The sequence below is a fragment of the Streptosporangium sp. NPDC051023 genome, from assembly GCF_040689595.1.
GTDB lineage: Bacteria > Actinomycetota > Actinomycetes > Streptosporangiales > Streptosporangiaceae > Streptosporangium.
Map to the genome: position 1 here is coordinate 53,487 of NZ_JBFBCE010000009.1, position 18,687 is coordinate 72,173.

The 18,687-nt window shown below is 69.7% G+C and carries 20 protein-coding genes and 1 riboswitch; of the genes, 5 read left to right on the plus strand and 15 right to left on the minus strand.

Going from position 1 to position 18,687, the window contains the following annotated elements:
• Positions 1 to 132 precede the first annotated feature (132 nt).
• The 3 genes from AB0395_RS08210 to AB0395_RS08220 all read right to left on the minus strand — a co-directional run bounded on the left by AB0395_RS08210 (position 133) and on the right by AB0395_RS08220 (position 1,718).
• Entirely contained in the window at positions 133 to 450 is a 318-nt protein-coding gene (locus tag AB0395_RS08210; RefSeq protein WP_366278207.1) for a multidrug efflux SMR transporter, read from the minus strand.
• Complete coding sequence (locus tag AB0395_RS08215; RefSeq protein WP_366278209.1) at positions 447 to 1,091, minus strand: NAD(P)H-dependent oxidoreductase; 645 nt, start codon at positions 1,089 to 1,091, stop codon at positions 447 to 449. The genes AB0395_RS08210 and AB0395_RS08215 overlap by 4 nt, the downstream gene beginning before the upstream one ends.
• A 225-nt stretch (positions 1,092 to 1,316) precedes the next feature.
• Complete coding sequence (locus AB0395_RS08220) at positions 1,317 to 1,718, minus strand: hypothetical protein (RefSeq protein WP_366278210.1); 402 nt, start codon at positions 1,716 to 1,718, stop codon at positions 1,317 to 1,319.
• 182 nt (positions 1,719 to 1,900) lie between these two features.
• Between AB0395_RS08220 and AB0395_RS08225 the strand changes: the two genes are divergently transcribed.
• Both AB0395_RS08225 and AB0395_RS08230 read left to right on the plus strand, forming a co-directional pair.
• Positions 1,901 to 2,488, plus strand: coding sequence for a TetR/AcrR family transcriptional regulator C-terminal domain-containing protein (locus AB0395_RS08225; RefSeq protein ID WP_366278211.1), 588 nt, complete (start codon positions 1,901 to 1,903; stop codon positions 2,486 to 2,488).
• Between the two features lie 362 nt (positions 2,489 to 2,850).
• On the plus strand, positions 2,851 to 3,042 hold the full coding sequence (locus AB0395_RS08230) for a DUF5999 family protein (RefSeq protein ID WP_271217515.1): 192 nt from the start codon (positions 2,851 to 2,853) through the stop codon (positions 3,040 to 3,042).
• A gap of 7 nt (positions 3,043 to 3,049) precedes the next feature.
• Here the strand turns inward: AB0395_RS08230 and AB0395_RS08235 are convergent, their stop codons facing one another.
• On the minus strand, positions 3,050 to 3,622 hold the full coding sequence (locus AB0395_RS08235; protein ID WP_366278390.1) for an alpha/beta family hydrolase: 573 nt from the start codon (positions 3,620 to 3,622) through the stop codon (positions 3,050 to 3,052).
• 145 nt (positions 3,623 to 3,767) lie between these two features.
• Between AB0395_RS08235 and AB0395_RS08240 the strand changes: the two genes are divergently transcribed.
• Positions 3,768 to 4,106, plus strand: coding sequence for a hypothetical protein (locus AB0395_RS08240; RefSeq protein WP_366278212.1), 339 nt, complete (start codon positions 3,768 to 3,770; stop codon positions 4,104 to 4,106).
• A 67-nt stretch (positions 4,107 to 4,173) separates the two neighbouring features.
• On the opposite strand, the gene AB0395_RS08245 is transcribed toward AB0395_RS08240, so the two are convergent.
• The 10 genes from AB0395_RS08245 to AB0395_RS08290 all read right to left on the minus strand — a co-directional run bounded on the left by AB0395_RS08245 (position 4,174) and on the right by AB0395_RS08290 (position 15,540).
• A complete protein-coding gene (locus AB0395_RS08245) occupies positions 4,174 to 4,956 on the minus strand; it encodes a hypothetical protein (RefSeq protein ID WP_366278213.1) in 783 nt (260 codons plus the stop codon).
• A gap of 93 nt (positions 4,957 to 5,049) precedes the next feature.
• On the minus strand, positions 5,050 to 7,905 hold the full coding sequence (gene gcvP, locus AB0395_RS08250) for an aminomethyl-transferring glycine dehydrogenase (RefSeq protein ID WP_366278215.1): 2,856 nt from the start codon (positions 7,903 to 7,905) through the stop codon (positions 5,050 to 5,052).
• A 158-nt stretch (positions 7,906 to 8,063) separates the two neighbouring features.
• Positions 8,064 to 8,155, minus strand: a riboswitch (glycine riboswitch).
• A 14-nt stretch (positions 8,156 to 8,169) separates the two neighbouring features.
• A complete protein-coding gene (locus tag AB0395_RS08255; protein WP_366278216.1) occupies positions 8,170 to 8,790 on the minus strand; it encodes a MerR family transcriptional regulator in 621 nt (206 codons plus the stop codon).
• 144 nt (positions 8,791 to 8,934) lie between these two features.
• Positions 8,935 to 9,405, minus strand: a complete 471-nt coding sequence (locus tag AB0395_RS08260) for a bifunctional nuclease family protein (RefSeq protein ID WP_366278217.1) — start codon at positions 9,403 to 9,405, stop codon at positions 8,935 to 8,937.
• Positions 9,406 to 9,484: 79 nt separating this feature from the next.
• The gene (locus AB0395_RS08265; protein WP_366278218.1) at positions 9,485 to 10,135 is read right to left on the minus strand and encodes a MerR family transcriptional regulator; all 651 of its coding nucleotides are present in this window, start codon (positions 10,133 to 10,135) and stop codon (positions 9,485 to 9,487) included.
• 26 nt (positions 10,136 to 10,161) lie between these two features.
• Positions 10,162 to 10,674, minus strand: a complete 513-nt coding sequence (locus tag AB0395_RS08270) for an FHA domain-containing protein (RefSeq protein WP_366278219.1) — start codon at positions 10,672 to 10,674, stop codon at positions 10,162 to 10,164.
• Between the two features lie 265 nt (positions 10,675 to 10,939).
• Positions 10,940 to 13,441, minus strand: coding sequence for a mannose-1-phosphate guanyltransferase (locus AB0395_RS08275; RefSeq protein ID WP_366278220.1), 2,502 nt, complete (start codon positions 13,439 to 13,441; stop codon positions 10,940 to 10,942).
• A gap of 3 nt (positions 13,442 to 13,444) precedes the next feature.
• Entirely contained in the window at positions 13,445 to 14,005 is a 561-nt protein-coding gene (locus AB0395_RS08280; RefSeq protein WP_366278221.1) for a CDP-alcohol phosphatidyltransferase family protein, read from the minus strand.
• Positions 14,006 to 14,252: 247 nt separating this feature from the next.
• On the minus strand, positions 14,253 to 14,696 hold the full coding sequence (locus AB0395_RS08285) for a DoxX family protein (protein ID WP_366278223.1): 444 nt from the start codon (positions 14,694 to 14,696) through the stop codon (positions 14,253 to 14,255).
• A 424-nt stretch (positions 14,697 to 15,120) separates the two neighbouring features.
• Positions 15,121 to 15,540, minus strand: a complete 420-nt coding sequence (locus tag AB0395_RS08290) for a hypothetical protein (protein WP_366278224.1) — start codon at positions 15,538 to 15,540, stop codon at positions 15,121 to 15,123.
• A gap of 271 nt (positions 15,541 to 15,811) precedes the next feature.
• On the opposite strand from AB0395_RS08290, the gene AB0395_RS08295 reads away from it, so the two are divergent.
• Positions 15,812 to 16,426 carry a methyltransferase domain-containing protein gene (locus tag AB0395_RS08295; protein WP_366278226.1) on the plus strand — a complete coding sequence of 205 codons (615 nt, stop codon included), beginning with the start codon at positions 15,812 to 15,814 and terminating at the stop codon, positions 16,424 to 16,426.
• Between the two features lie 54 nt (positions 16,427 to 16,480).
• On the plus strand, positions 16,481 to 17,695 hold the full coding sequence (locus AB0395_RS08300) for an acyl-CoA dehydrogenase family protein (protein ID WP_366278228.1): 1,215 nt from the start codon (positions 16,481 to 16,483) through the stop codon (positions 17,693 to 17,695).
• 35 nt (positions 17,696 to 17,730) lie between these two features.
• Here AB0395_RS08300 and AB0395_RS08305 read toward each other — a convergent pair whose 3' ends face one another.
• Positions 17,731 to 18,645, minus strand: coding sequence for an alpha/beta hydrolase (locus AB0395_RS08305; protein ID WP_366278230.1), 915 nt, complete (start codon positions 18,643 to 18,645; stop codon positions 17,731 to 17,733).
• Positions 18,646 to 18,687: the final 42 nt, after the last annotated feature.

Consider the following 18,687-nt stretch of genomic DNA (forward strand, 5'->3'; position numbering starts at 1 on the left):
GCCCGCGTGCAACCCCCCGCACCACAACCTCCCGCCGCCCCTTCCGCTTTCCCGTCCCTCGTTCCCGCGTGCGCCCCCGCACCCCGCGAGCCCCCGGGAAACCGGCCTCACCTCTCGTCCGGTCCGGGCGGGTCAAGCAAGGACCCTGGCCAGTACGATCCCGCCGACGATCAGCGCGAGCGCTGCGATACGGCCGATCCCGACCGGGTCCCCGTGCAGCACCACTCCGAGGGTGATGGCGCCGACGGCGCCGATGCCCGTGAAGACGGCGTAGGCGGTGCCGACGGGGAGGCCCTGTTGCATGGCCTTCGACAGCAGCCACACCGCGAGGGACCCCAGCACGAAGCAAATCACCGTGGGCACGGGCCGGGTGAACCCCTCGGTCGGCTTGATGCTCTGCGACCAGGCGATCTCCACCAGCCCGGCCACGACGAGCAGGAGCCAGTTCATCGGGCGGCCAGCTTCCCGGCGAGCTCCCGCGCGGCGGCGTGCGACTCCTCGTGCTTGGTCCGCAAGGCGGCGAGTGCGGGATCGATCAGCGCGTTGACCAGCTCAGTGTGGACGAACGTGACGTCCTCGACGGCGAAGTGCCCGAGGAAGAAGTCACGCAGGTAGCGTTCCTCGTGATCGAAGGGCTCCCTCGGCGTGCCGGGGCCGTAGGACCCGCCCCTGGCGCCCGCGACAACGAACGTCCTGCCCGTCAGCTTCATCCTGGGGAAGGTCACCTGGTCGATCCAGGCCTTCAGCGCGGAAGGGATGGAGTAGTTGTACATCGGCGTGCCGATCAGCACGACGTCGGCGGCCACCAACTCGTCCAACAGCGGCTCCACGATCGCCCAGGCCTCGGCCTGCTCCGGCGTGCGCACCGCCTCGCCGTAGCGGCCGATGTCAGTAATGCCGTTGGCCAGGACGTGGTCGCACAGCTCGGTCCACGCCTGGCCGATGTGCGGGACGGGGTTCGCGGCCAGGTCCCGGTAGGAGTATTCGCCCTCGGGATTCGCGGCGCGCCACGTCGTGGCGTAGATCCCCGACAGGGTGCGAGAGAAGGACTCGCGGCGGGCGCTGGCATCCAGGTGGAGCAGGCGGCTCATGGGTCTCCGATCATCGAAATCAGCCAAGCGGACATGACGTCCACTTAGCCATCATAGCGACAAGCGGACACAGTGTCCAGATAACCGGGTCCGGAGGCGACATCTCCGCATCACAGCGACGGCGAGGCCGGGCGCGGGCATGAAAGCAGACATGAAAAAGGCATGAAAAAAGGCATGAAAAAAGGCGGCCCCGGTGTTCCGGGGCCGCCTGCTGTCTCCTGTCGCCTACGCGGAGCGAACGGCGGCGGGGCGCGGGACGCGGGCGATGCCGGTCAGGCGGTTCTGCTCACGGAGGCTGCGCAGCCGGTCGACCTCCGCGGTCCACTCGGCGCCCTTCGGGGTCGCCTTGCCCTTGCGGCGGCGGATCCGGTCGTCGTAGGCCTTGGGGCCGAACGTAGCCCGCTGAGCCGCCTCCGCCGCGCGCAGCGCTTCGGTCAGCGCCGCGTCGAAGGCCAGCCCTGCGGCCCTGAGGACCTCGGGGGAAGCCGCGGCGGCCTGCGCTCCGCGCAGCGCAGCCTCGGTCTCGCGCGCCTTCTCGAGAAGCTCGGGGAAGCTCTTCCCGACCTCCTGGTCAGCGTGGTGACGAACCTCCGCCTCCCGGCTCACGTTCGGTCGGAAAAACGCCATCGTCTGCCCTCTCTCACCCGTCGCCGGGCACACCCCGGCAGATCACGGCTGTAGCCTACGCCGTCCACCCCCGGATCACCCACTCAGGGATCTCCGGGCTGCGGGATCCATGCGCCCGGATGATCGACTCCTCCGGCGCGGCGCCCTTTACGCAGTAAGGCCGCCGGTGACAGGATCTTCCCATGCCCGCCAAGCGACCGCCCGTCCCGCTCTCCAGGGAGCGCATCATCGAGGCCGCCCTGCACATCGCCGACAGCCAGGGGCTGCGACGGCTGACGATGCGGCGTCTCGGCGACGCGCTCCAGGTGGAGGCGATGGCCATATACCACCATCTGCCGCGCGGTAAGGACGCCCTCATGGACGCCCTCGCCGAACACGTCACCGCCGTCCACGCCGAACCCGCGGGAAGCTGGCAGGACAGCGCACGGGCCTGGTGCCGGGCGAGCCGGGCCGCCCTCAGAGAGCATCCCGGGGTGCTGGCACTGGCGCTCACCAAGCCGCCGAAGGGTCGCGCCGCGATCGCCGTCATGGAGCAAACCGAGCAACTCTCCGACGCGGGGCTCGCGGACGCGGCCCAGGCGGTGCGCGCGCTGCGGGCCTACGTCTTCGGCGCGGTCGCGGTCGAGGTGCAGCAGTCCGGCTGGGCCGAGCCCACGGGAGACGACGACGAACCGTGGCGTCCTCCGTCGAAGGGAGGAGGCTCCGCGGCGGCCGATGCCGACTTCGAACGCGGCCTTAGCGCCCTCCTGGCGGGCCTGAACACAGGCTGAACGGCAAAGAAACTCGCGGCCGATCCTTTTTTACCCGACAGACGGCGTGTCCCCCTTGGCCAGATGTCCGCTTATGAGGCATCCTGTGCTAAAGGTCACACCCCCGAAGGAGCCCTGAAGGACCACCCTGCAGAGTTCGTAAACAGTCCTAACGGGCTATGTCGCGGGATGCGATCCAGATCCACACTTGATCTGCTCGATGTGTGAGCCTCACCCCGTTCGAGGCGCGCACAGCCACATGTCCACACCAGATGCTCGTCGCCCGTCGAACGATGGGAACGGAATCCCATCGGGGACGCGGTACTCACCGGTTGTCCGATGTCGATCCAGCGAGCCGACAAGAGAGATCCGGAGGCACGCCGATGTGCCCGCATCAGCCGTCCTGTCCGTCCGCCGAGGCGCTGGACCGCGAAGCCGCCCGTACGATGGCAGCACACCCCGAGCAGGGATGGAGCCTGCTCTGCAACGGTGTGGTGCTGTTCGAGGACACCGGCGAGCTCCTGCCCGACGGCGCCGTCATCGAGCCGCACCGGCCACTGGCCGGCGTCTCCTGATCATCATTCACTCCGTGGCAGGGCGCATCCTCACGCCGAGCCACAGCGCGACCGCCTCGCCCACCCTGGCGGGATCCTTCTTGAGATCGTGCCCCTCACCAGGCAGCACCACCAGGCGCGAGGCGTCCGCCGCCTCGGGCACCCCGAACGGGTCGCGTCCCCCGCTGACCACCAGCACGTCGACTCCCGCGCCGCGCAGCTCGCCCGCGCGGGACCTGTCCGGCTTACCCGGAGGGTGCAGGGGGAAGGCCAGCGCGACGACCGCCTCCGCCCCCGTGCGCGAAGCCGTACGGCAGGCGACGCGGGCTCCGTTGCTCCGCCCTCCCTGCACCAGCGGCAGCCCGGGCAGATGACGGCGCAGCTCGGCCACCAGCTCCGTCCAGGCCTCGTCCTGTTTGACCGGGGAGCCGGGAGCCCTGGCCCCCCGCATCCTGAAGGGCTGGAGCACCCGGGCGACCACCCCGCCGATCGGTGTCACCGCGTCCCGTACGGCCAGCAGGTCAGGAGCGTCGACTCCCCCGGCCGAACCGTGGGTGAGCACCAGGAGAAAACGCGGATCGACGGCCTCGTCGATCTCCACCCTGGCCTGGCCATGGGTGGTCGTGATCTCGAAGGGCGACGGGGTACTCCGGATGGACACAGATCTAGTCCTAACGGCCGATGCCACAGACCTGCGATGGGCGGACAATCACAACGTGCAGGATCATCAAGATATCCGACAGGACATGCGCGCCACCATCGAGGCCCGGCGTGACCTCGGCCCGGAGTACGAGAGCGCGCTCATCGAGTCGTTCGTCGAACGCCTCGATGCGACGATCGCCGCCCGCGTGCGAGCCGAGATGCAGGGTGCCGGCTACCGCCCCCAGCACCTCAACCAGCCTCCTCCCCCACCGCGCAAGAACGGCAACGGCGCCCTCCCGCTCGCGCTCGGCTCGATGGCCCTCGCCATCCCGCTGACCGCCATCGCGACCGAGAGCGGGACCGTGGGGGTCCTCCTGGCCTGGGGCGGCATCGTGGCGGTCAACTTCGCCCACGCGATCGGCCGCCTGTTCGGCCGCGACTGAGCGACCCGGCGACGGATCCGCGAAGGCCGCGGATCCCCCGGCGACGAACGGCGCAGTCGCGAGGGCGTCAGCCGCCGCGGTTGATCCGGAGCCTGACGCCCTCGGCCAGATCCTCGTCAGCGCTGTCCAGGCCGTAGCGCCACACCCGCTCTGCGTCCTCGTCGCGGCCTCTCAGCGGGAGCGTGCGGGCCAGCAGCTCGATGGCGAGCGCGCCGGTCTCGGCGTCGCCGCCCTCCTCGACCGCCCCGGTGAGCTCGGCGCAGGCCAGTTCGAGATGCGCGATGCCGAGGAGCACCCGCAGCCTCGCCACCTCGGCGACGTCGGGCACGGACAGGGCGTCCATGAGCACTCCCGCCGCCTCGGCCGCCTCCCCCTCGTCGAGCAGGATCTCGGCCAGCCGCTGGGCCGCTCTGGAGGAGATCTCCGGTTCCTCGGTGGCCAGCGCGGCCCTCAGAGCCTTCTCCGCCTCCTCCAGGCCTGTCGCAAGCCTGGCGAGGCCCATGTGGGCCAGCGGGACACAGACGGGGTCCCCCGTGCCCAGGGCGGCCTGCCAGGCGGCCCTGGCCTGGTCGGGAAGGTTCTCCCGTTCGAAGCTCCTGGCGAGCAGGCAGGCGGCCTGCGCAGCGTACTCCGGGTGCCCGGTCGCCAGCGCGGTGCGGGCCGCCGCCCTGGCACCCGCCACGTCTCCGCGCTCCTCAAGCACCACCGCCAGCCCGACCGCCGCCTGGGCCTGATCCGGCTCCGCGGTGTCGGCGGCGAGCTCCGCGAAGATCGTCGCGGCTGCGGCCAGGTCACCGCCCTCGGCCAGCCTCCGCGCGGTGTCCAACGGACGCGTGTCCACCTCTGGCATGCAGGGTCCCTCCGGGTAAGGAATCGCCCCGAGCCTAATGACCCGGGGCCATGTTCGTCTCCCGACATACGAGGTGGATCTTAACGGTGCGAATCAGTCCTCGTAGGCCTCAAGGGGCGGGCAGGAGCACACGAGGTTGCGGTCGCCGTACGCCTGGTCGATGCGGCGGACCGGCGACCAGTACTTGCCCTCGCGCACCGACGGCAGCGGGTAGGCCGCCTCGGTGCGGGAGTACGCGTGCTTCCAGTCGTCGGCGACCAGGCAGGCGGCCGTGTGCGGGGCGTTGCGCAGCGGGTTGTCCGTCCTGTCGTACGCCCCTGAGGCGACCTTCTCGATCTCACCCCTGATCGCGATCATCGCCTCGCAGAACCGGTCGAGCTCGGCCAGGTCCTCGCTCTCGGTCGGCTCGATCATCAGCGTGCCCGCGACGGGGAAGGACATGGTCGGCGCATGGAAGCCGTAGTCGACCAGACGCTTGGCCACGTCGTCGACGGTCACACCGGTCTCCCTGGTGATCTGGCGCAGGTCGATGATGCACTCGTGGGCGACCAGGCCGCCACGGCCGGTGTAGAGGACGGGGTAGTGCGGGGCGAGCCTGCGGGCCAGGTAGTTGGCCGACAGGATGGCCTGTTCGGTGGCCGCCTTGAGGCCGTCGGCGCCCATCATCCTGATGTAGGCCCAGGAGATGGGCAGGATGCCCGCGGAGCCGTACGGTGCGGCCGAGACGGGGCCGACCGGCGAGTCGTCGCGCAGCGGGTGGCCGGGCAGGTAATCGGCAAGGTGGGCGCGGACCGCGACAGGGCCGACGCCGGGGCCGCCGCCACCGTGCGGAATGCAGAAGGTCTTGTGCAGGTTCAGGTGGGACACGTCCGCCCCGAACTCGCCCAGCTTGGCCAGACCGACCAGCGCGTTGAGGTTGGCGCCGTCGACGTAGACCTGGCCACCCGCCTCGTGCACCCGCTCGCAGATCTGGGTGATGGTCTCCTCGTAGACGCCGTGCGTCGACGGGTAGGTCACCATGATCGCGGCGAGATGGTCACGATGCTTGTCGATCTTGACGTTGAGGTCGTCGAGGTCCACGTTGCCGTTGTCGTCGCAGGCGACCACCGCGACGCGCATGCCCGCCATGACCGCACTGGCGGCGTTCGTCCCGTGCGCCGACGACGGGATCAGGCAGACGTCGCGGCCGGAGTCGCCGCGCGCCTTGTGGTAGGCGCGGATCGCCAGCAGACCGGCGAACTCGCCCTGGGAGCCCGCGTTCGGCTGAATGGAGACGGCGTCGTAGCCGGTGACCTCGGCCAGCCAGCCTTCCAGTTCCCCGACCAGCTCCGCGTAGCCGGCGGCCTGGTCCTCGGGGGCGTAAGGGTGCAACCCGGCGAACTCGGGCCAGGTGATCGGCTCCATCTCGGTGGTCGCGTTGAGCTTCATGGTGCAGGAGCCCAGCGGGATCATCGACCGGTCGAGCGCGATGTCCTTGTCCTGGAGTCTGCGCAGATAGCGCAGCATGGCCGTCTCGGACCTGTGGCTGTGGAACACCGGGTGGGTGAGGTAGTCGCCGACGCGCGCCAGGTGGGCGGGCAGCGCGTCGTGGGTGGCCGCGTCCAGGTCGGTCAGGACGGCGCCGCTGACCTCGAAGGCGGCCAGGACCAGCTCCAGGTGGAGCAGTTCGGTCCTCTCGTCGCAGGTGACGCCGACGTGGTCGGCGTCGACCAGACGCAGGTTGACCCCGTTGTCGCGGGCCACGGCGACGATCTGGGCCGCGCGGCCCGGCACCCGGGCGAGCACGGTATCGAAGAAGTCGTCGTGGACGACCTCGACACCGCCGTGGCGCAGGCCCGCGGCGAGCACGACGGCGTGCCGGTGAACGCGCCTGGCGATCCTGCGCAGGCCCTCTGGGCCGTGGTAGACGGCGTACATGCCCGCGATCACCGCGAGCAGCACCTGCGCGGTACAGATGTTGCTGGTCGCCTTCTCCCTGCGAATGTGCTGCTCGCGGGTCTGCAACGCGAGCCGGTAGGCGGGGCGCCCGTCGGCGTCCTGGGAGACGCCAACCAGGCGGCCCGGCATCTGCCGCTGCAGGCCGTCACGGACCGCCATGTAGGCCGCGTGCGGACCGCCGAAGCCCAGCGGGACGCCGAAGCGCTGCGAGGAGCCGATCGCGATGTCGGCGCCGACCTCGCCGGGGGCGGCGAGCAGGGTGAGGGCGAGCAGGTCAGCGGCGGCGATCACCTGGGCGCCACGCGCGTGGGCGGCGTCCGCGACGGCGCGGAAGTCCCTGATCCGGCCGCTGCCGCCCGGGTACTGCACGAGCACGCCGAAGCACTCGGGGAGCTCCGCGGTGAAATCGCTCTCGACCAGCTCGATGCCGAGCGGCTCGGCCCTGGTGCGCAGCACGGCCTTGGTCTGCGGCAGCGCGTCCGCGTCGACCACGAACACGTTCGACGAGGTACGGCCCGCCCTACGGGCCAGCGTCATCGCCTCGGCGGCCGCGGTCGCCTCGTCCAGCAGGGAGGCTCCGGCAACGTCGAGCGCGGTCAGGTCGGAGACGACCGTCTGGAAGTTGATCAGGGCCTCGAGGCGGCCCTGGGAGATCTCCGGCTGGTACGGGGTGTAGGCGGTGTACCAGCCCGGGTTCTCCAGGAGGTTGCGGCGGATGACGGCCGGAGTGATCGTGTCGTGATACCCCAGGCCGATCATCGAGGTGAGCACGGTATTGCGCCCGGCGAGGGCGCGCAGTTCGGCGATGGCCTCGGTCTCACTCGCGGCGGGCGGCAGTTTCAGCCGATCCTTCGCCCTGATGGCCTCGGGAACGGTCACCGCGACCAGGTCGGCGGTCGAGGCGAATCCGACCGCCTCGAGCATGCGGGCCTGGTCGGCGTCGGCAGGCCCGATGTGGCGGGTGGCGAACGGCGGAGGGGTGAGCTCGCTGAGCGGTGACAGGTCGGTCATGGGAAGCCTCCCGAGGCGTTGGAGACCGGCGCTGGGCGCGGGCGTATGCCGGATCTCCCCCTCTGTCATCGCGACCTGAGAGTTTCACCTCCCTGCCGCAGGAGGCTTTCACCGTCGGTGAGGCGCGCCTGGCGAGCGCACCTGCTTTCCAGAGTCGCCTCGTCCATGCGGTACCGGGTGCCTGAGAGATTCCGGGGAGGTTGCTCCTTCGGCGCCCCGATCGCGTCGGGGTCTCTCCCGCGCAGAGTCAGCAGCACACCAACCTTACCCGGTGCGGCGAGCCCTACGACGGCGGGCCAGCTCATCCGCGTGGTGATCGCCTAAAGGGCCCTGGTCCGACTCCGCACGCTCTCCGGGAAGGTCTGCTAGAGAGCCCTCCACCTCCTGCCAGACCCGGCCGAGCGCGATGCCGAAGACACCCTGACCCCCCTGAAGCAGGTCGATGACCTCGTCGGGCGAGGTGCACTCGTAGACGCTCACCCCGTCGCTCATGAGGGTGATCTGGGCGAGGTCGTTGACCCCGCGGTCGCGCAGGTGCTGGACCGCGATGCGGATCTGCTGGAGGGACACGCCCGTGTCGAGCAGCCGCTTGACGACCTTGAGCACCAGGATGTCGCGGAAGCCGTACAGCCGCTGGGAACCCGACCCGTGGGCGGCTCTCACCGTCGGCTCGACCAGGCCGGTGCGCGCCCAGTAGTCCAGTTGCCGATAGGTGATGTCGGCCGCGGCACAGGCCGTGGGGCCGCGGTATCCGATGTCGGCGGGCAGTTTCACCGGTTGCCCATCAAACAGCAGACCCTCTTCACCCGCGCGCTGACGTGCCGACTGGCGTCGTTCCGGGTCATCCTGGTCGGCGTTTCTACCCTCGCCGCTGCTGACCGCCACGCGGACCTCCGGCTTTCTCTCATCCCGTGGCCTGATCTGGGGGTTTGCGCACGGCCACGGGTTTCACTTGCACCGTAGGACCGGGACCAAGATCAGTCAACGACCCCACTCGGCGCGTCGTGAAGCGTAAATGCACCGAAATTCCTACCCTGCGCGACCGAAGTCCTCGGGTGTGATCGTGTCAAGGAACTCCCTGAACTTCTCCACCTCGTCCTCCTGGTCATCGGGAATGATCACCCCTGCCTCCCTGACGACCTCCTCACTGGCGAAGATGCGGGCGCCCGTACGCAGTGCCAGGGCTATGGAGTCGGAGGGACGGGCGCTCACCTCGACCCCGTTGGAGAAAACGAGATCGGCAAAGAAGATCCCGTCACGGAGTGCGACGATGTTCACGGTGCTCAGCCGAACGCCGAGCGCGTCGAGCACGTCGCGGAAGAGGTCATGGGTGAGTGGCCGGGGCGGCGGCTCTTCGGCCTGGGCCATGGCGATGGCCGTCGCCTCTGTCATGCCGATCCAGATCGGCAGGTAACGCTCCCCATGTGCCTCCTTCAGCAGGACAATAGGCTGGTTTGAGGGCATCTCAACCCGAACGCCCACGACCTCCATCTGCAACACGGGCTGCTCCGTCTTCGCTGGATTACGACCGGTTTGTTCAACGTAACACTCGTGAGGGCACGAGTGCCTGGTCAGGTTCTCACCGGCCCAAGACCCCACGCACGGCGGAACGCAGGAGTGAAGCATGCAATTCCAGTAGAAGACCGGAAATCTCCCTGGCGGTCTCATCCGCCCGGTCGATCGCACCGGGTCCCCTGCGGCGCAGCAACGGCGCGACGGCCTGCTCGACGAGGCCCGCCTCCCGCTCGGCCGCGGCCTTGACGACCCTCAGGTGGCGCGCTCTCAGCCCGAAGGCGGCCAGAGCCCCGACGCTGCGGGCCACGGCCAGCGCCTCGGCGTCGTAGTAACGGGCGACGGCGGCCAGCAGGCCGAAATCCTCGAGCTCGGCGAGGGTCTCCTCGTCGAGCTCGGCGGCGGTGAGCAGTTCCTCGCGGGTGAGGCGGACCTCGGGGGGCGCCTCGTCGGGGATGGCGCGCGGACGGGCGACGGGGCGCTCCTCGCGGGCCGCCGCCTCGAGCCGATCCTTGATCACACGCAGCGGCAGGTAGCGGTCACGCTGCTCGCTGAGGATGTAGCGCAACCGCTCGACGTCGGCGTAGCTGAACTTCCGGTAGCCGGAAGGGCTGCGCTCCGGCTCGATCAGCCCCTCGCCCTCCAGGAAACGGATCTTGGAGATGCTGACGTCGGGGAACTCACCCTGCAGGAGGGTGAGCACCTCCCCGATGCTCATGTGCGAACGAGCCGCCTGGGAGCTCATCATCCTCCAGCGGCGCCACGGGTGAGGAAGACCAGCCGGAACTTACCGATCTGCACCTCGTCGCCGCCGTAGAGCGGAACCTCCTCGATACGCTCGCGGTTGACGTAGGTGCCGTTGAGGCTGCCGACGTCGCGAACGGTGAACACCCCGCCACCGCGCCGGTAGAACTCGACGTGGCGGCGCGAGACGGTGATGTCGTCGAGGAAGATGTCGCTCTCGGGATGGCGGCCCACGGTGGTCAGGTCGCTGTCCAGCAGAAAACGGCTACCCGCGTTCGGACCACGCATGGCGACGAGCAGGGCGGTGCCCGGGGGCAATTGCTCGACGGCCTGCCGTTCGGCGAGAAGCGTCTCTCCAGTCTCCGCCTCGTAGGCCTCGATCCCGGACAGGGAGATCGTCGAAGTGCTGTCTCCCGGGGTATCGGACCTGCTCAGCGGCGACCCGCATCGTGAACAGAAACGGGCATCCTCAGGGTTGGCATGACCGCACTGCGTGCAGTAGACGCTCGGCATCGATCGGCTCGGCCTCCTACCGCGAAGACGCGGCAACGGTACTCAGTGATGCGCGCCTCGCTTCATCGCTTCTCAAGTATTTGCTCAGACTGCGAATGCCGCAACATACACCGAGGAGACAGAAAGATCAAGTCCGACGCTCGACCGCGGGTTCGGTCGGTGACAAAGCTACCGTCGGGCGGCGCCCCGGTCCATGCCGCCGCGCTGGGTTTTCGCACTCGCTCCGCCATGGCGGCGGATCACGCGGCCCGCCCCGGTCCGCCCCTCAGCTGGCCGCCGCGTCCTCGACGACCCTGGCCCAGTGTTCCAGCAGGCTCTGCGCCGAGTCGACGTCCCCGGCCTCGGCCCACAGGTGGGTGACGGCCTCGGCCGGGTCCGGCAGCACCAGCGCCCAGCTGCCGTCATCCGCCACGACACGCACCCCGTCCGTGGTGTCTATGCGGTAGAGCTCGGCGGCCTCGATGACCGAGCGCATCACCACGCCCTTGGCCGCCCACGGAGTCGGGACCGTACGGCGCAGCAGCTTGGCCTCGGGGATCCTGGCGTCGATCTGGCTAAGCGACAGGCGGGTCCTGGCGACCAGGCCGAGCAGGCGCAGGAACACCGCCAGGCCGTCCACGGTCGGGCCGAACTCGGGCACCACGAAGCCGCCGCGCCCGTCGGCGGCGAAGATCATGCCATGTCCCCTGGCCGAGGCGGTCAGCGCGTCGAGCGCGGTCGAGGTCCACTCGACCTGCACCCCGTGGAAGCGGGAGACCTGCTCGGCCACCCGGGTCGTGGTGACCGGCAGCGCGACCCTGCCGCCGCGCCGTTCGGCCGCGACCAGGTCGAGCACCACCAGCAGAGCGCGTTCCTCGCTAATCAGCTGGCCCATCTCATCGACGAGCGCGACCCGCTCCCCCACGGGGTCGAACCGTACGCCGAAGGCCGCCCGCGAGGAGCTGACGAGCTCAGAGAGGCGTTGCAGGGCCCGACGGCGCTCGGCGAGGGTCTCGGTCGGCGAGGCGTCGTCCAGGCGGTTGTTGACGGTGAGCACCTCGACACCGACCCTGCCGAGGAGGCTGGGCAGGACCAGCGAGGAGGTGCCGCCCGCGCAGTCGACCACGACCTTCATGTCGGCGTCGCGGACCCCGGTGATGTCCACGCAGCGCAGCAACTCGTGGGTGTAGCCCTCAACCGCCCTCGCGGGGAAGCTGAGCTCGGCGATCTCTCCGGGGAAGGCACGGCGGAACTCCTGGCGGGAGAAGACCCGCTCCAGCTTCCGCTGTGCCCCCTGGGAGAGGTCGGCGCCGTGCTCGTCCATGAAGACGATGTCCACGCTCTGCGGATCACCCGGGGTGGTACGCAGTGCGATCCCGCCGACGGCGCTCTCCCTGGCGGTGTGGAAGCGCGAGACCGGCAGCGGGGCGGCCTCCAGGTCGAGTACGTTGATCGCGCTGGCGTTCAGCGCGCTGATCACGGCCCGCTTCAGCGCCCTGGCGGCACGGGAGGAGTCCCGCGAGGTGATGACCGAGGCGCCCTTCTTCAGGGTGGTCGCGTACGCGCTGGCGAGCCGTACGCACAGTTCAGGGGTGATCTCCACGTTGACGAGGCCGGAGACCCCGCGCGGGCCGAACAGGTTGCGCTGGCCCCTCGGCTCCCAGATGACGCTGGTGTTGACGACCGCGCCCGCCTCGATGGTCTTGAACGGGTAGACCTTGACTCCGGAGGAGACATAGGCCTCGGCCTCGATGATGCACTCGTCGCCGACGACGGCGCCCTCCTCGATCCTCACCCCGGTCATCAGATCGGTGTTCTTGCCAATGACGCAGCCGCGCAGATGGGCGCTCGGCCCGACATAGACGTTGTCGTGGATGACGGCACGGTGCAGGAAGGCCCCCTCGCGTACCACCACGTTGCTGCCCAGCACGGTGTACTCGCGCAACTCGGCCCCTGCCTCGACCTTGGCGTAGTCGCCGATGTAGAGGGGGCCCTTGAGCACGGCGTCCGCATCGACGGAGGCGCCCTCCGCCACCCAGACGCCCGGTGAGACCTCGAAGGCGTCCGTGTCCACCCTGACCCGCGCCGACAGCACGTCGGCCTGCGCCTTGAGGTAGCTCTCGTGGGTGCCGACGTCCTCCCAGTAGCCGTCGGCAATGTAGCCGTACAGCGGGGCGCCCTGCGCCAGCAGCCGGGGGAAGACGTCCGCGGACCAGTCGACGGACTCGCCCGCCGCGATCTCGTCGAGGACCTCCGGCTCCATCACGTAGATGCCCGTGTTGACGGTGTCGGAGAAGACCTGCCCCCAGGTGGGCTTCTCCAGGAAGCGCTCGACCCTGCCGTGGTCGTCGACGATGACGATGCCGAACTCCAGCGGATTGGGGACGCGCTTCAGCCCGATGGTGACCAGCGCGCCGTTCTCGCGATGGAAACGGATCATGTCGGTGAGGTCGATGTCGGTGAGCGCGTCGCCGGAGATGACCAGGAAACGGTCGTCCCTGAGCTTGTCGGCGGCGTTCTTCACGCTGCCCGCGGTACCGAGCGGGGTGTCCTCGGTGGCGTAGTACAGGCTCATGCCGAGCTCGTCACCGTCGCCGAAGTAGTTGCGGACCAGTGCCGCCAGGAACTGCACGGTCACCACGGTCTCGGTGAACCCGTGCCGCTTCAGCAGGCGCAGCACGTGCTCCATGATCGGCCGGTTGATCACAGGTAGCAGTGGTTTGGGCTGGTTCGCGGTCATCGGCCGAAGCCGTGTTCCTTCCCCGCCCGCCATCACGACGGCCTTCACAAATCACCTCTTAAGGCGTCCAGCTCCTCGTATGAGCTGACGCACCTGTACCCAATACAGAACCCCTGACCACCAGTACAGGCCGGTGCCCCAGATCGCGAGCGACCACCCGACGATCCGGGCGGGCCCGGCGTACCAGGAGTCGTGGTGGGCGAGGAAGAGGAGGGGGAAGGCGTAGAGCAGGTTGGCGGTCGCGGCCTTGCCGAGGAAGTGCACGGGCAGGGCGGGGCCGTACCCGAGACGGCGCAGGATGAGCGGGATGCCCAGCAGCATGACGTCCCTCAGCGGGATCGCCAGGGCCAGCCACCAGGGGATGATCTCACGCATGGCCAGGCCGAACAGGGTGGCCAGAATGTAGAGTCGGTCGGCCAGCGGATCGAGGAGGCGGCCGAGCCTGCTGGTCTGGTTCCAGGCGCGGGCGATCTTGCCATCGAGCCAGTCGGAGAAGCCCGCCAGCATCAGCAGCGCGATGGCCCAGCCGTCGGCCTTCGGCCCCAGCACCAGCCACAGGAAGACCGGAACGCCGAGGAGTCTGGCCAGGCTCAGCGCGTTGGGGACCGTCAAGATGCGGTCTTCGGCTCCAGATGCTTCCGGGTTCACCCGAATGTCTCCCCTCCCGTGCTTGATGCCGACCCTACTGCGTCCGGTCACGACATCCGCAGGTGACGGGAGCGCGGGCGGCGCGGGCCGGTGAGGGACGCCGGGCGAACGGAGGAGGGAGCGGAGAGGGTCGCGCCCTCTCCACTCCCCCGGGAGAACACGGCCGGTCAGCGTCCCCGCGCGAGACCGGCCTCAGGATGGGCGGAACCGCTTAGTGCGCGGCCCCGACGGCGGTCAGCGAGCGGTCGCGCCGCCAGAGGCGGTCGAGGGCCAGCGCCCCTCCACCGCTGAACCCGATGGCCAGGCAGACGGCGAACAGGACGAGGACGTACTCGAATCCTCCCTGCTGGGAGAAGAAACCCTTGCCCGCGTGAACGAAGAAGTAGGCGCCGATCATGTCGAGGGCGAGGATGACGCCCACGACGGGAAGCCCCGCGCCGAGAATGAGGGCGGCGCCGCCGAGGACCTCGCTGAAGGCCACGACGGGGGCCGCCAGGGAGGGCAGGGGGATGCCAAGGTGGGTGAACCCGGTCGCGACCGCGCCGAGCCCCTCGCCGAGGACCTTCTGCAGCCCGTGAGCGATGAACACGACACCGATGACCACCCGCATGAAAAGAAGGGTGTAGGGCCCGATTCTCTCCAGTCTCTCCAGCATGACGTTTCTCCTGTTGCGATGTAGTTCTCTGGTGAACCGGCACCCACAGGTCGACATTTGATTGAAAGTTGAACCATTTGGGGACGCTAAAGCGGGGGGTCACCGCTTCATCGAAAAGGGGGGCCGGAACTGTGCAGTTGGCGCACTGAGCACTTCGCTCTTCATCGAGCGTGCGACCAAGGACGGCGGGCGACGGACCCGGCCACGGATGTTCCTTGACCCACATAGCATCCAACTATTCGCAACAGCCGCTGTCAACGGCCCTCGCGCGGGAACGGCCCTGGCGGCACGACAAAGGCCCGGCGCGCACGGTGAGGCTCGCTCACCGTGCACCCCGGGCCTTTGCGCGTCTCCCTGGAACGGACGACACCCCCCGGGTGAGGAGGGAGATCGGCCCCCACCAGGGCGCCGCCCCGTGTCGCGCTCAGGAGCCGCGGACCCCGGCGCGGGACGACCAGGCCCAGACGAGCACGGCCACGGTCAGCCCGAACAGCGTGAGCCCGCTGGGCACGTGTGTGCCGAGCAGGTTCCAGGTGAAGTGCTGCCCCATGCCGATCAGGAGCAGGCCGGCACTGGCCAGCGCGGGCCATCCCGCGCCCCTGCCCGGCCGCCAGAGCAGCACGGCCGCGACGACCTGCAGCAGCGCGATCAGGTGCACCACCATCCCGACCATGACGTGGGTTTCGGCCAGACCGGCTCCGCCCCGTACGGCCTGGCCCGCGAAGGACGCCGCGACGATCAGGCCTACCGCCTGGGCGGTCACCAGGACGCGCAGGCCGTACAGCAGGCCCACGGAGACGGAGCGTCCCGGCGCCGGAACCGGCCGGACGATGCCCTCCTGCATGAGATGTTTCCTTCCAGCATTGACTGTTCAGGGACACATCGTGGCCGCGCGGGCGCGCCGGGTCGTCAGCCTCAGGGGTTACCCGTCGATCCGCCGTGCGGCGGATTCGACGTGCTCAGAAAAGCGCACCGGAATGAGAATCTGTGCGCGGGCACCCGCACCCCTCCTCCTGAGGTAGGTCAATGCCGCTGGGCTCTCATCCTCCCGACGGAAGGAAAATCAACCGGATTACGGGGTCATGCCGCCCGGTTCAGCCTCTACCCTTCACAACATGACCAAAGACACCACGCTCTTTCTGGGGCAGTGGCTACGCTCCCCGGGAACCGTTGGGGCGGTGGCGCCGAGCTCGCAGCGGCTCGCCGAGATGGTGACCACCCCGGTCCCCCAGCGGGGCGATCCCGTGATCGTCGAGCTCGGTCCCGGCACGGGAGCGTTCACCGCGGAGATCCAGCGGCGGCTGAACGGCAGGGGGCACCACCTGGCCGTCGAGATCAACCCGGCCCTGGCCTCGTTCCTGTCGGCCCGGCACCCGAAGGTGGACGTCGTGGTCGACGACGCCGCGCGGCTGCCCGAGCTGCTGCGGGAGCGCGACCTCGGCAACGCGGACGTCATCGTGAGCGGGCTGCCCTGGGCGGCGTTCTCCGCGGACACGCAGACGCGCCTGCTGGACGCCGTCGTCGCGGTCATGAGCCCCCACTCGGCCTTCACCACCTTCGCCTACAGCTTCGCCAAGCGCATGCGGCCCGCGCAGCGCTTCCGGCAGCGCCTGCACGACACCTTCGAGGAGGTCGTCGTCGGCAGGACAGTCTGGGGCAACCTCCCACCGGCCTTCGTCTACTACGCACGCAGGCCGCGCGTCCTCGGCACCACCGGCCCGGGCGCCTGAGCGTGGGCGCGGCGGCGCCCCGGGGCTGGAGATCGAACCGAACTTCGTTCTACGATGACGGCCGCGACCGGAACGGAGTTGATCACGGTGGACTTCACGCTTCCCGAGAGCGCGCTCGCCGTCCAGCGCGGCGTCGCCGGGATCTGCTCGCGCTACGACCTGGACTACTGGGAGCGTTGTGAGGCCGACAAGCGCTGGCCCGAGGAGATCTGGGCTGAGCTGGCCGAGGGTGGCTGGCTCGGCCTGGCTGTTCCCGAGGAGTACGGCGGGGGCGGTCAGGGATTGCTCGAGCTGGCCGTCGCGACCGAGACCCTGTCGGCCTCCGGCTCCGCCGGAGGGTCGGCGTTCACCTACGTCCTCACCCCGGGCTTCGGCGCGCTGACTCTGGCCAGGCATGGCAACCTGCGGCAGCGCGAGGAGCTGCTGCCGGGACTGGCCCGCGGCGAGCTGGAGACCTGCTTCGCCCTCACCGAGCCGGACGCCGGGTCGAACGCCCTGGGCATCTCCACCTTCGCTCGCCGCGACGGGGACGGGTTCGTCGTCAACGGCCAGAAAATCTGGATCACCGGGGTACAGCGCGCGACCTGGATGCTGCTGGTCACCAGGACCGTTCCCGCCGCCGAGGCCAGGCCCCGCACGAGCGGCATGACGGTCCTGCTGGTGAACGTCCCCGAGGCGGTCGCCGCGGGCACGCTCTCCTTCCGGCCGATCCAGAAGATGGGCGCCAACACGACGCCGTCCAACATGGTCTTCATCGACGACCTGCGGGTGCCGTCTGCGAATGTGGTCGGTGAGGTGGACCAGGGCGCGCTCGTGCTGTGGGACATCCTCAACCCGGAGCGCGTCCTGCTGGCCGCCTCGGCCCTCGGCGCGGCCGAAGTCGCCCTGAGGGTAGCCGTGCGCTACGCCGGAGAACGCGAGGTCTTCGGCCGCCCGATCGGCGCCAACCAGGCGATAGCCTTCCCGCTCGCCCAGGTCAAGGCGAAGATCGAGCTGGCCAGGCTGATGCTCTACAAGGCCGCCTGGCTGTTCGACAACCGGCGGCCGTGTGGGACGGAGGCCAACATCGCCAAGCTGACCGCCTCGCAGGCGGCCTGGGAGGCGGCCGACCACGCCTTCCAGACCCACGGCGGCATGGCCTGCTCGCTGGAGTATCCGGTCGCCAGGCTGCTGGCCGACGCCCGCATCGGCCGGGTCGCCCCGGTCACCGAGGAACTCCTGCTCAACTACCTCGCAACCCAGGTTCTGGGGCTTCCCAGAAGCTTCTGACCCGGTCGCGGCCTCACATCGGCCCACCGGTCACCTCACCGGAAGGCCTCGCCGAACCTCCCCGCCGCATATCCGCGCGCCTCCTGCGCCTGGTCGAAGAAGCCGGGCAAGCCGAAGAAGCCGTGAATGGCGCCGTCGTAGCGCCTGAGCTCGACGGGGACGCCCGCCGCCGCGAGCTGGGCGGCGTACGCCTCGGCCTCGTCGCGGAGCGGGTCGTACTCTGCTGTGATCACCGTGGCCGGGGGCAGCCCCGCCTTGTCGGCGAGGCGGACCGGCGCGAGCGCAGGGTCGGCCGGGTCTCCGCCGTACTGCTCAACGAACCACGCCATCTCGTCGGCGCCGAGCCCGAACCCCGCCGCGCACACCCGGTAGCTGGGGGTGTCCATCGCCACGTCGAGCACCGGGTAGATCAGCATCTGGTGGACCAGGCGCAGCCCGGCGTCCCTGGCCCGCCAAGCCGCGACCGCGGCAAGGTTGCCCCCTGCGCTGTCGCCGCAGACGGCGATCCGCGCCGGGTCGGCGCCATAGGCCCCGGGACGGGCGAAGACGTCCTCGACGACGGCCGTCGCGTCGTCGGCCGCCGCGGGGAAAGGATGCTCGGGGGCGAGCCGGTAGTCCACGGAGACCACGACCGCCTCGTTGCGCGCGGCCAGGTCACGGCCGAGCGCGTCGTTGCGGCCGACGCTGCCGAACACCCAGCCGCCGCCGTGGAAGTAGACGATCACGGGGAGAGGGCGGTCGCCCTCCCGCGGCCGGTAGACCCGGACCGGCACCCCGGCCACGACCTCGTCCCTGACGACCGGCAGCAGCGCCTTCGGTCCCCGCTGCTCGGCGAAACCGTCCACACTCCGCATCCGGACGATCGTCTCGGGGGTGAGCGAGGAGAGCGGGGTCCCAAGGTCCGTCGGGAACAGCTTCAGGTAGGCCTCGGCCTGGGGATGCAGTGGCATGAGGGCACCATAACCCGTCTCCTTCTCCCGCTTCCCCGGCGT

Excerpts from the sequence above, each read along its gene's own strand:
- AB0395_RS08215 (WP_366278209.1), bottom strand. The coding sequence starts at position 1,091 with ATGAGCCGCCTGCTCCACCTGGATGCCAGCGCCCGCCGCGAGTCCTTC.
- AB0395_RS08225 (WP_366278211.1), top strand. The coding sequence starts at position 1,901 with ATGCCCGCCAAGCGACCGCCCGTCCCGCTCTCCAGGGAGCGCATCATC.
- AB0395_RS08305 (WP_366278230.1), bottom strand. The coding sequence starts at position 18,645 with ATGCCACTGCATCCCCAGGCCGAGGCCTACCTGAAGCTGTTCCCGACG.
- AB0395_RS08265 (WP_366278218.1), bottom strand. The coding sequence starts at position 10,135 with ATGAGCATCGGGGAGGTGCTCACCCTCCTGCAGGGTGAGTTCCCCGAC.
- AB0395_RS08210 (WP_366278207.1), bottom strand. The coding sequence starts at position 450 with ATGAACTGGCTCCTGCTCGTCGTGGCCGGGCTGGTGGAGATCGCCTGG.
- AB0395_RS08230 (WP_271217515.1), top strand. The coding sequence starts at position 2,851 with ATGTGCCCGCATCAGCCGTCCTGTCCGTCCGCCGAGGCGCTGGACCGC.
- AB0395_RS08245 (WP_366278213.1), bottom strand. The coding sequence starts at position 4,956 with ATGCCAGAGGTGGACACGCGTCCGTTGGACACCGCGCGGAGGCTGGCC.
- AB0395_RS08240 (WP_366278212.1), top strand. The coding sequence starts at position 3,768 with ATGCGCGCCACCATCGAGGCCCGGCGTGACCTCGGCCCGGAGTACGAG.
- AB0395_RS08270 (WP_366278219.1), bottom strand. The coding sequence starts at position 10,674 with ATGCCGAGCGTCTACTGCACGCAGTGCGGTCATGCCAACCCTGAGGAT.
- gcvP (WP_366278215.1), bottom strand. The coding sequence starts at position 7,905 with ATGACCGACCTGTCACCGCTCAGCGAGCTCACCCCTCCGCCGTTCGCC.
- AB0395_RS08295 (WP_366278226.1), top strand. The coding sequence starts at position 15,812 with ATGACCAAAGACACCACGCTCTTTCTGGGGCAGTGGCTACGCTCCCCG.
- AB0395_RS08220 (WP_366278210.1), bottom strand. The coding sequence starts at position 1,718 with ATGGCGTTTTTCCGACCGAACGTGAGCCGGGAGGCGGAGGTTCGTCAC.
- AB0395_RS08300 (WP_366278228.1), top strand. The coding sequence starts at position 16,481 with ATGACGGCCGCGACCGGAACGGAGTTGATCACGGTGGACTTCACGCTT.
- AB0395_RS08285 (WP_366278223.1), bottom strand. The coding sequence starts at position 14,696 with ATGCTGGAGAGACTGGAGAGAATCGGGCCCTACACCCTTCTTTTCATG.
- AB0395_RS08290 (WP_366278224.1), bottom strand. The coding sequence starts at position 15,540 with ATGCAGGAGGGCATCGTCCGGCCGGTTCCGGCGCCGGGACGCTCCGTC.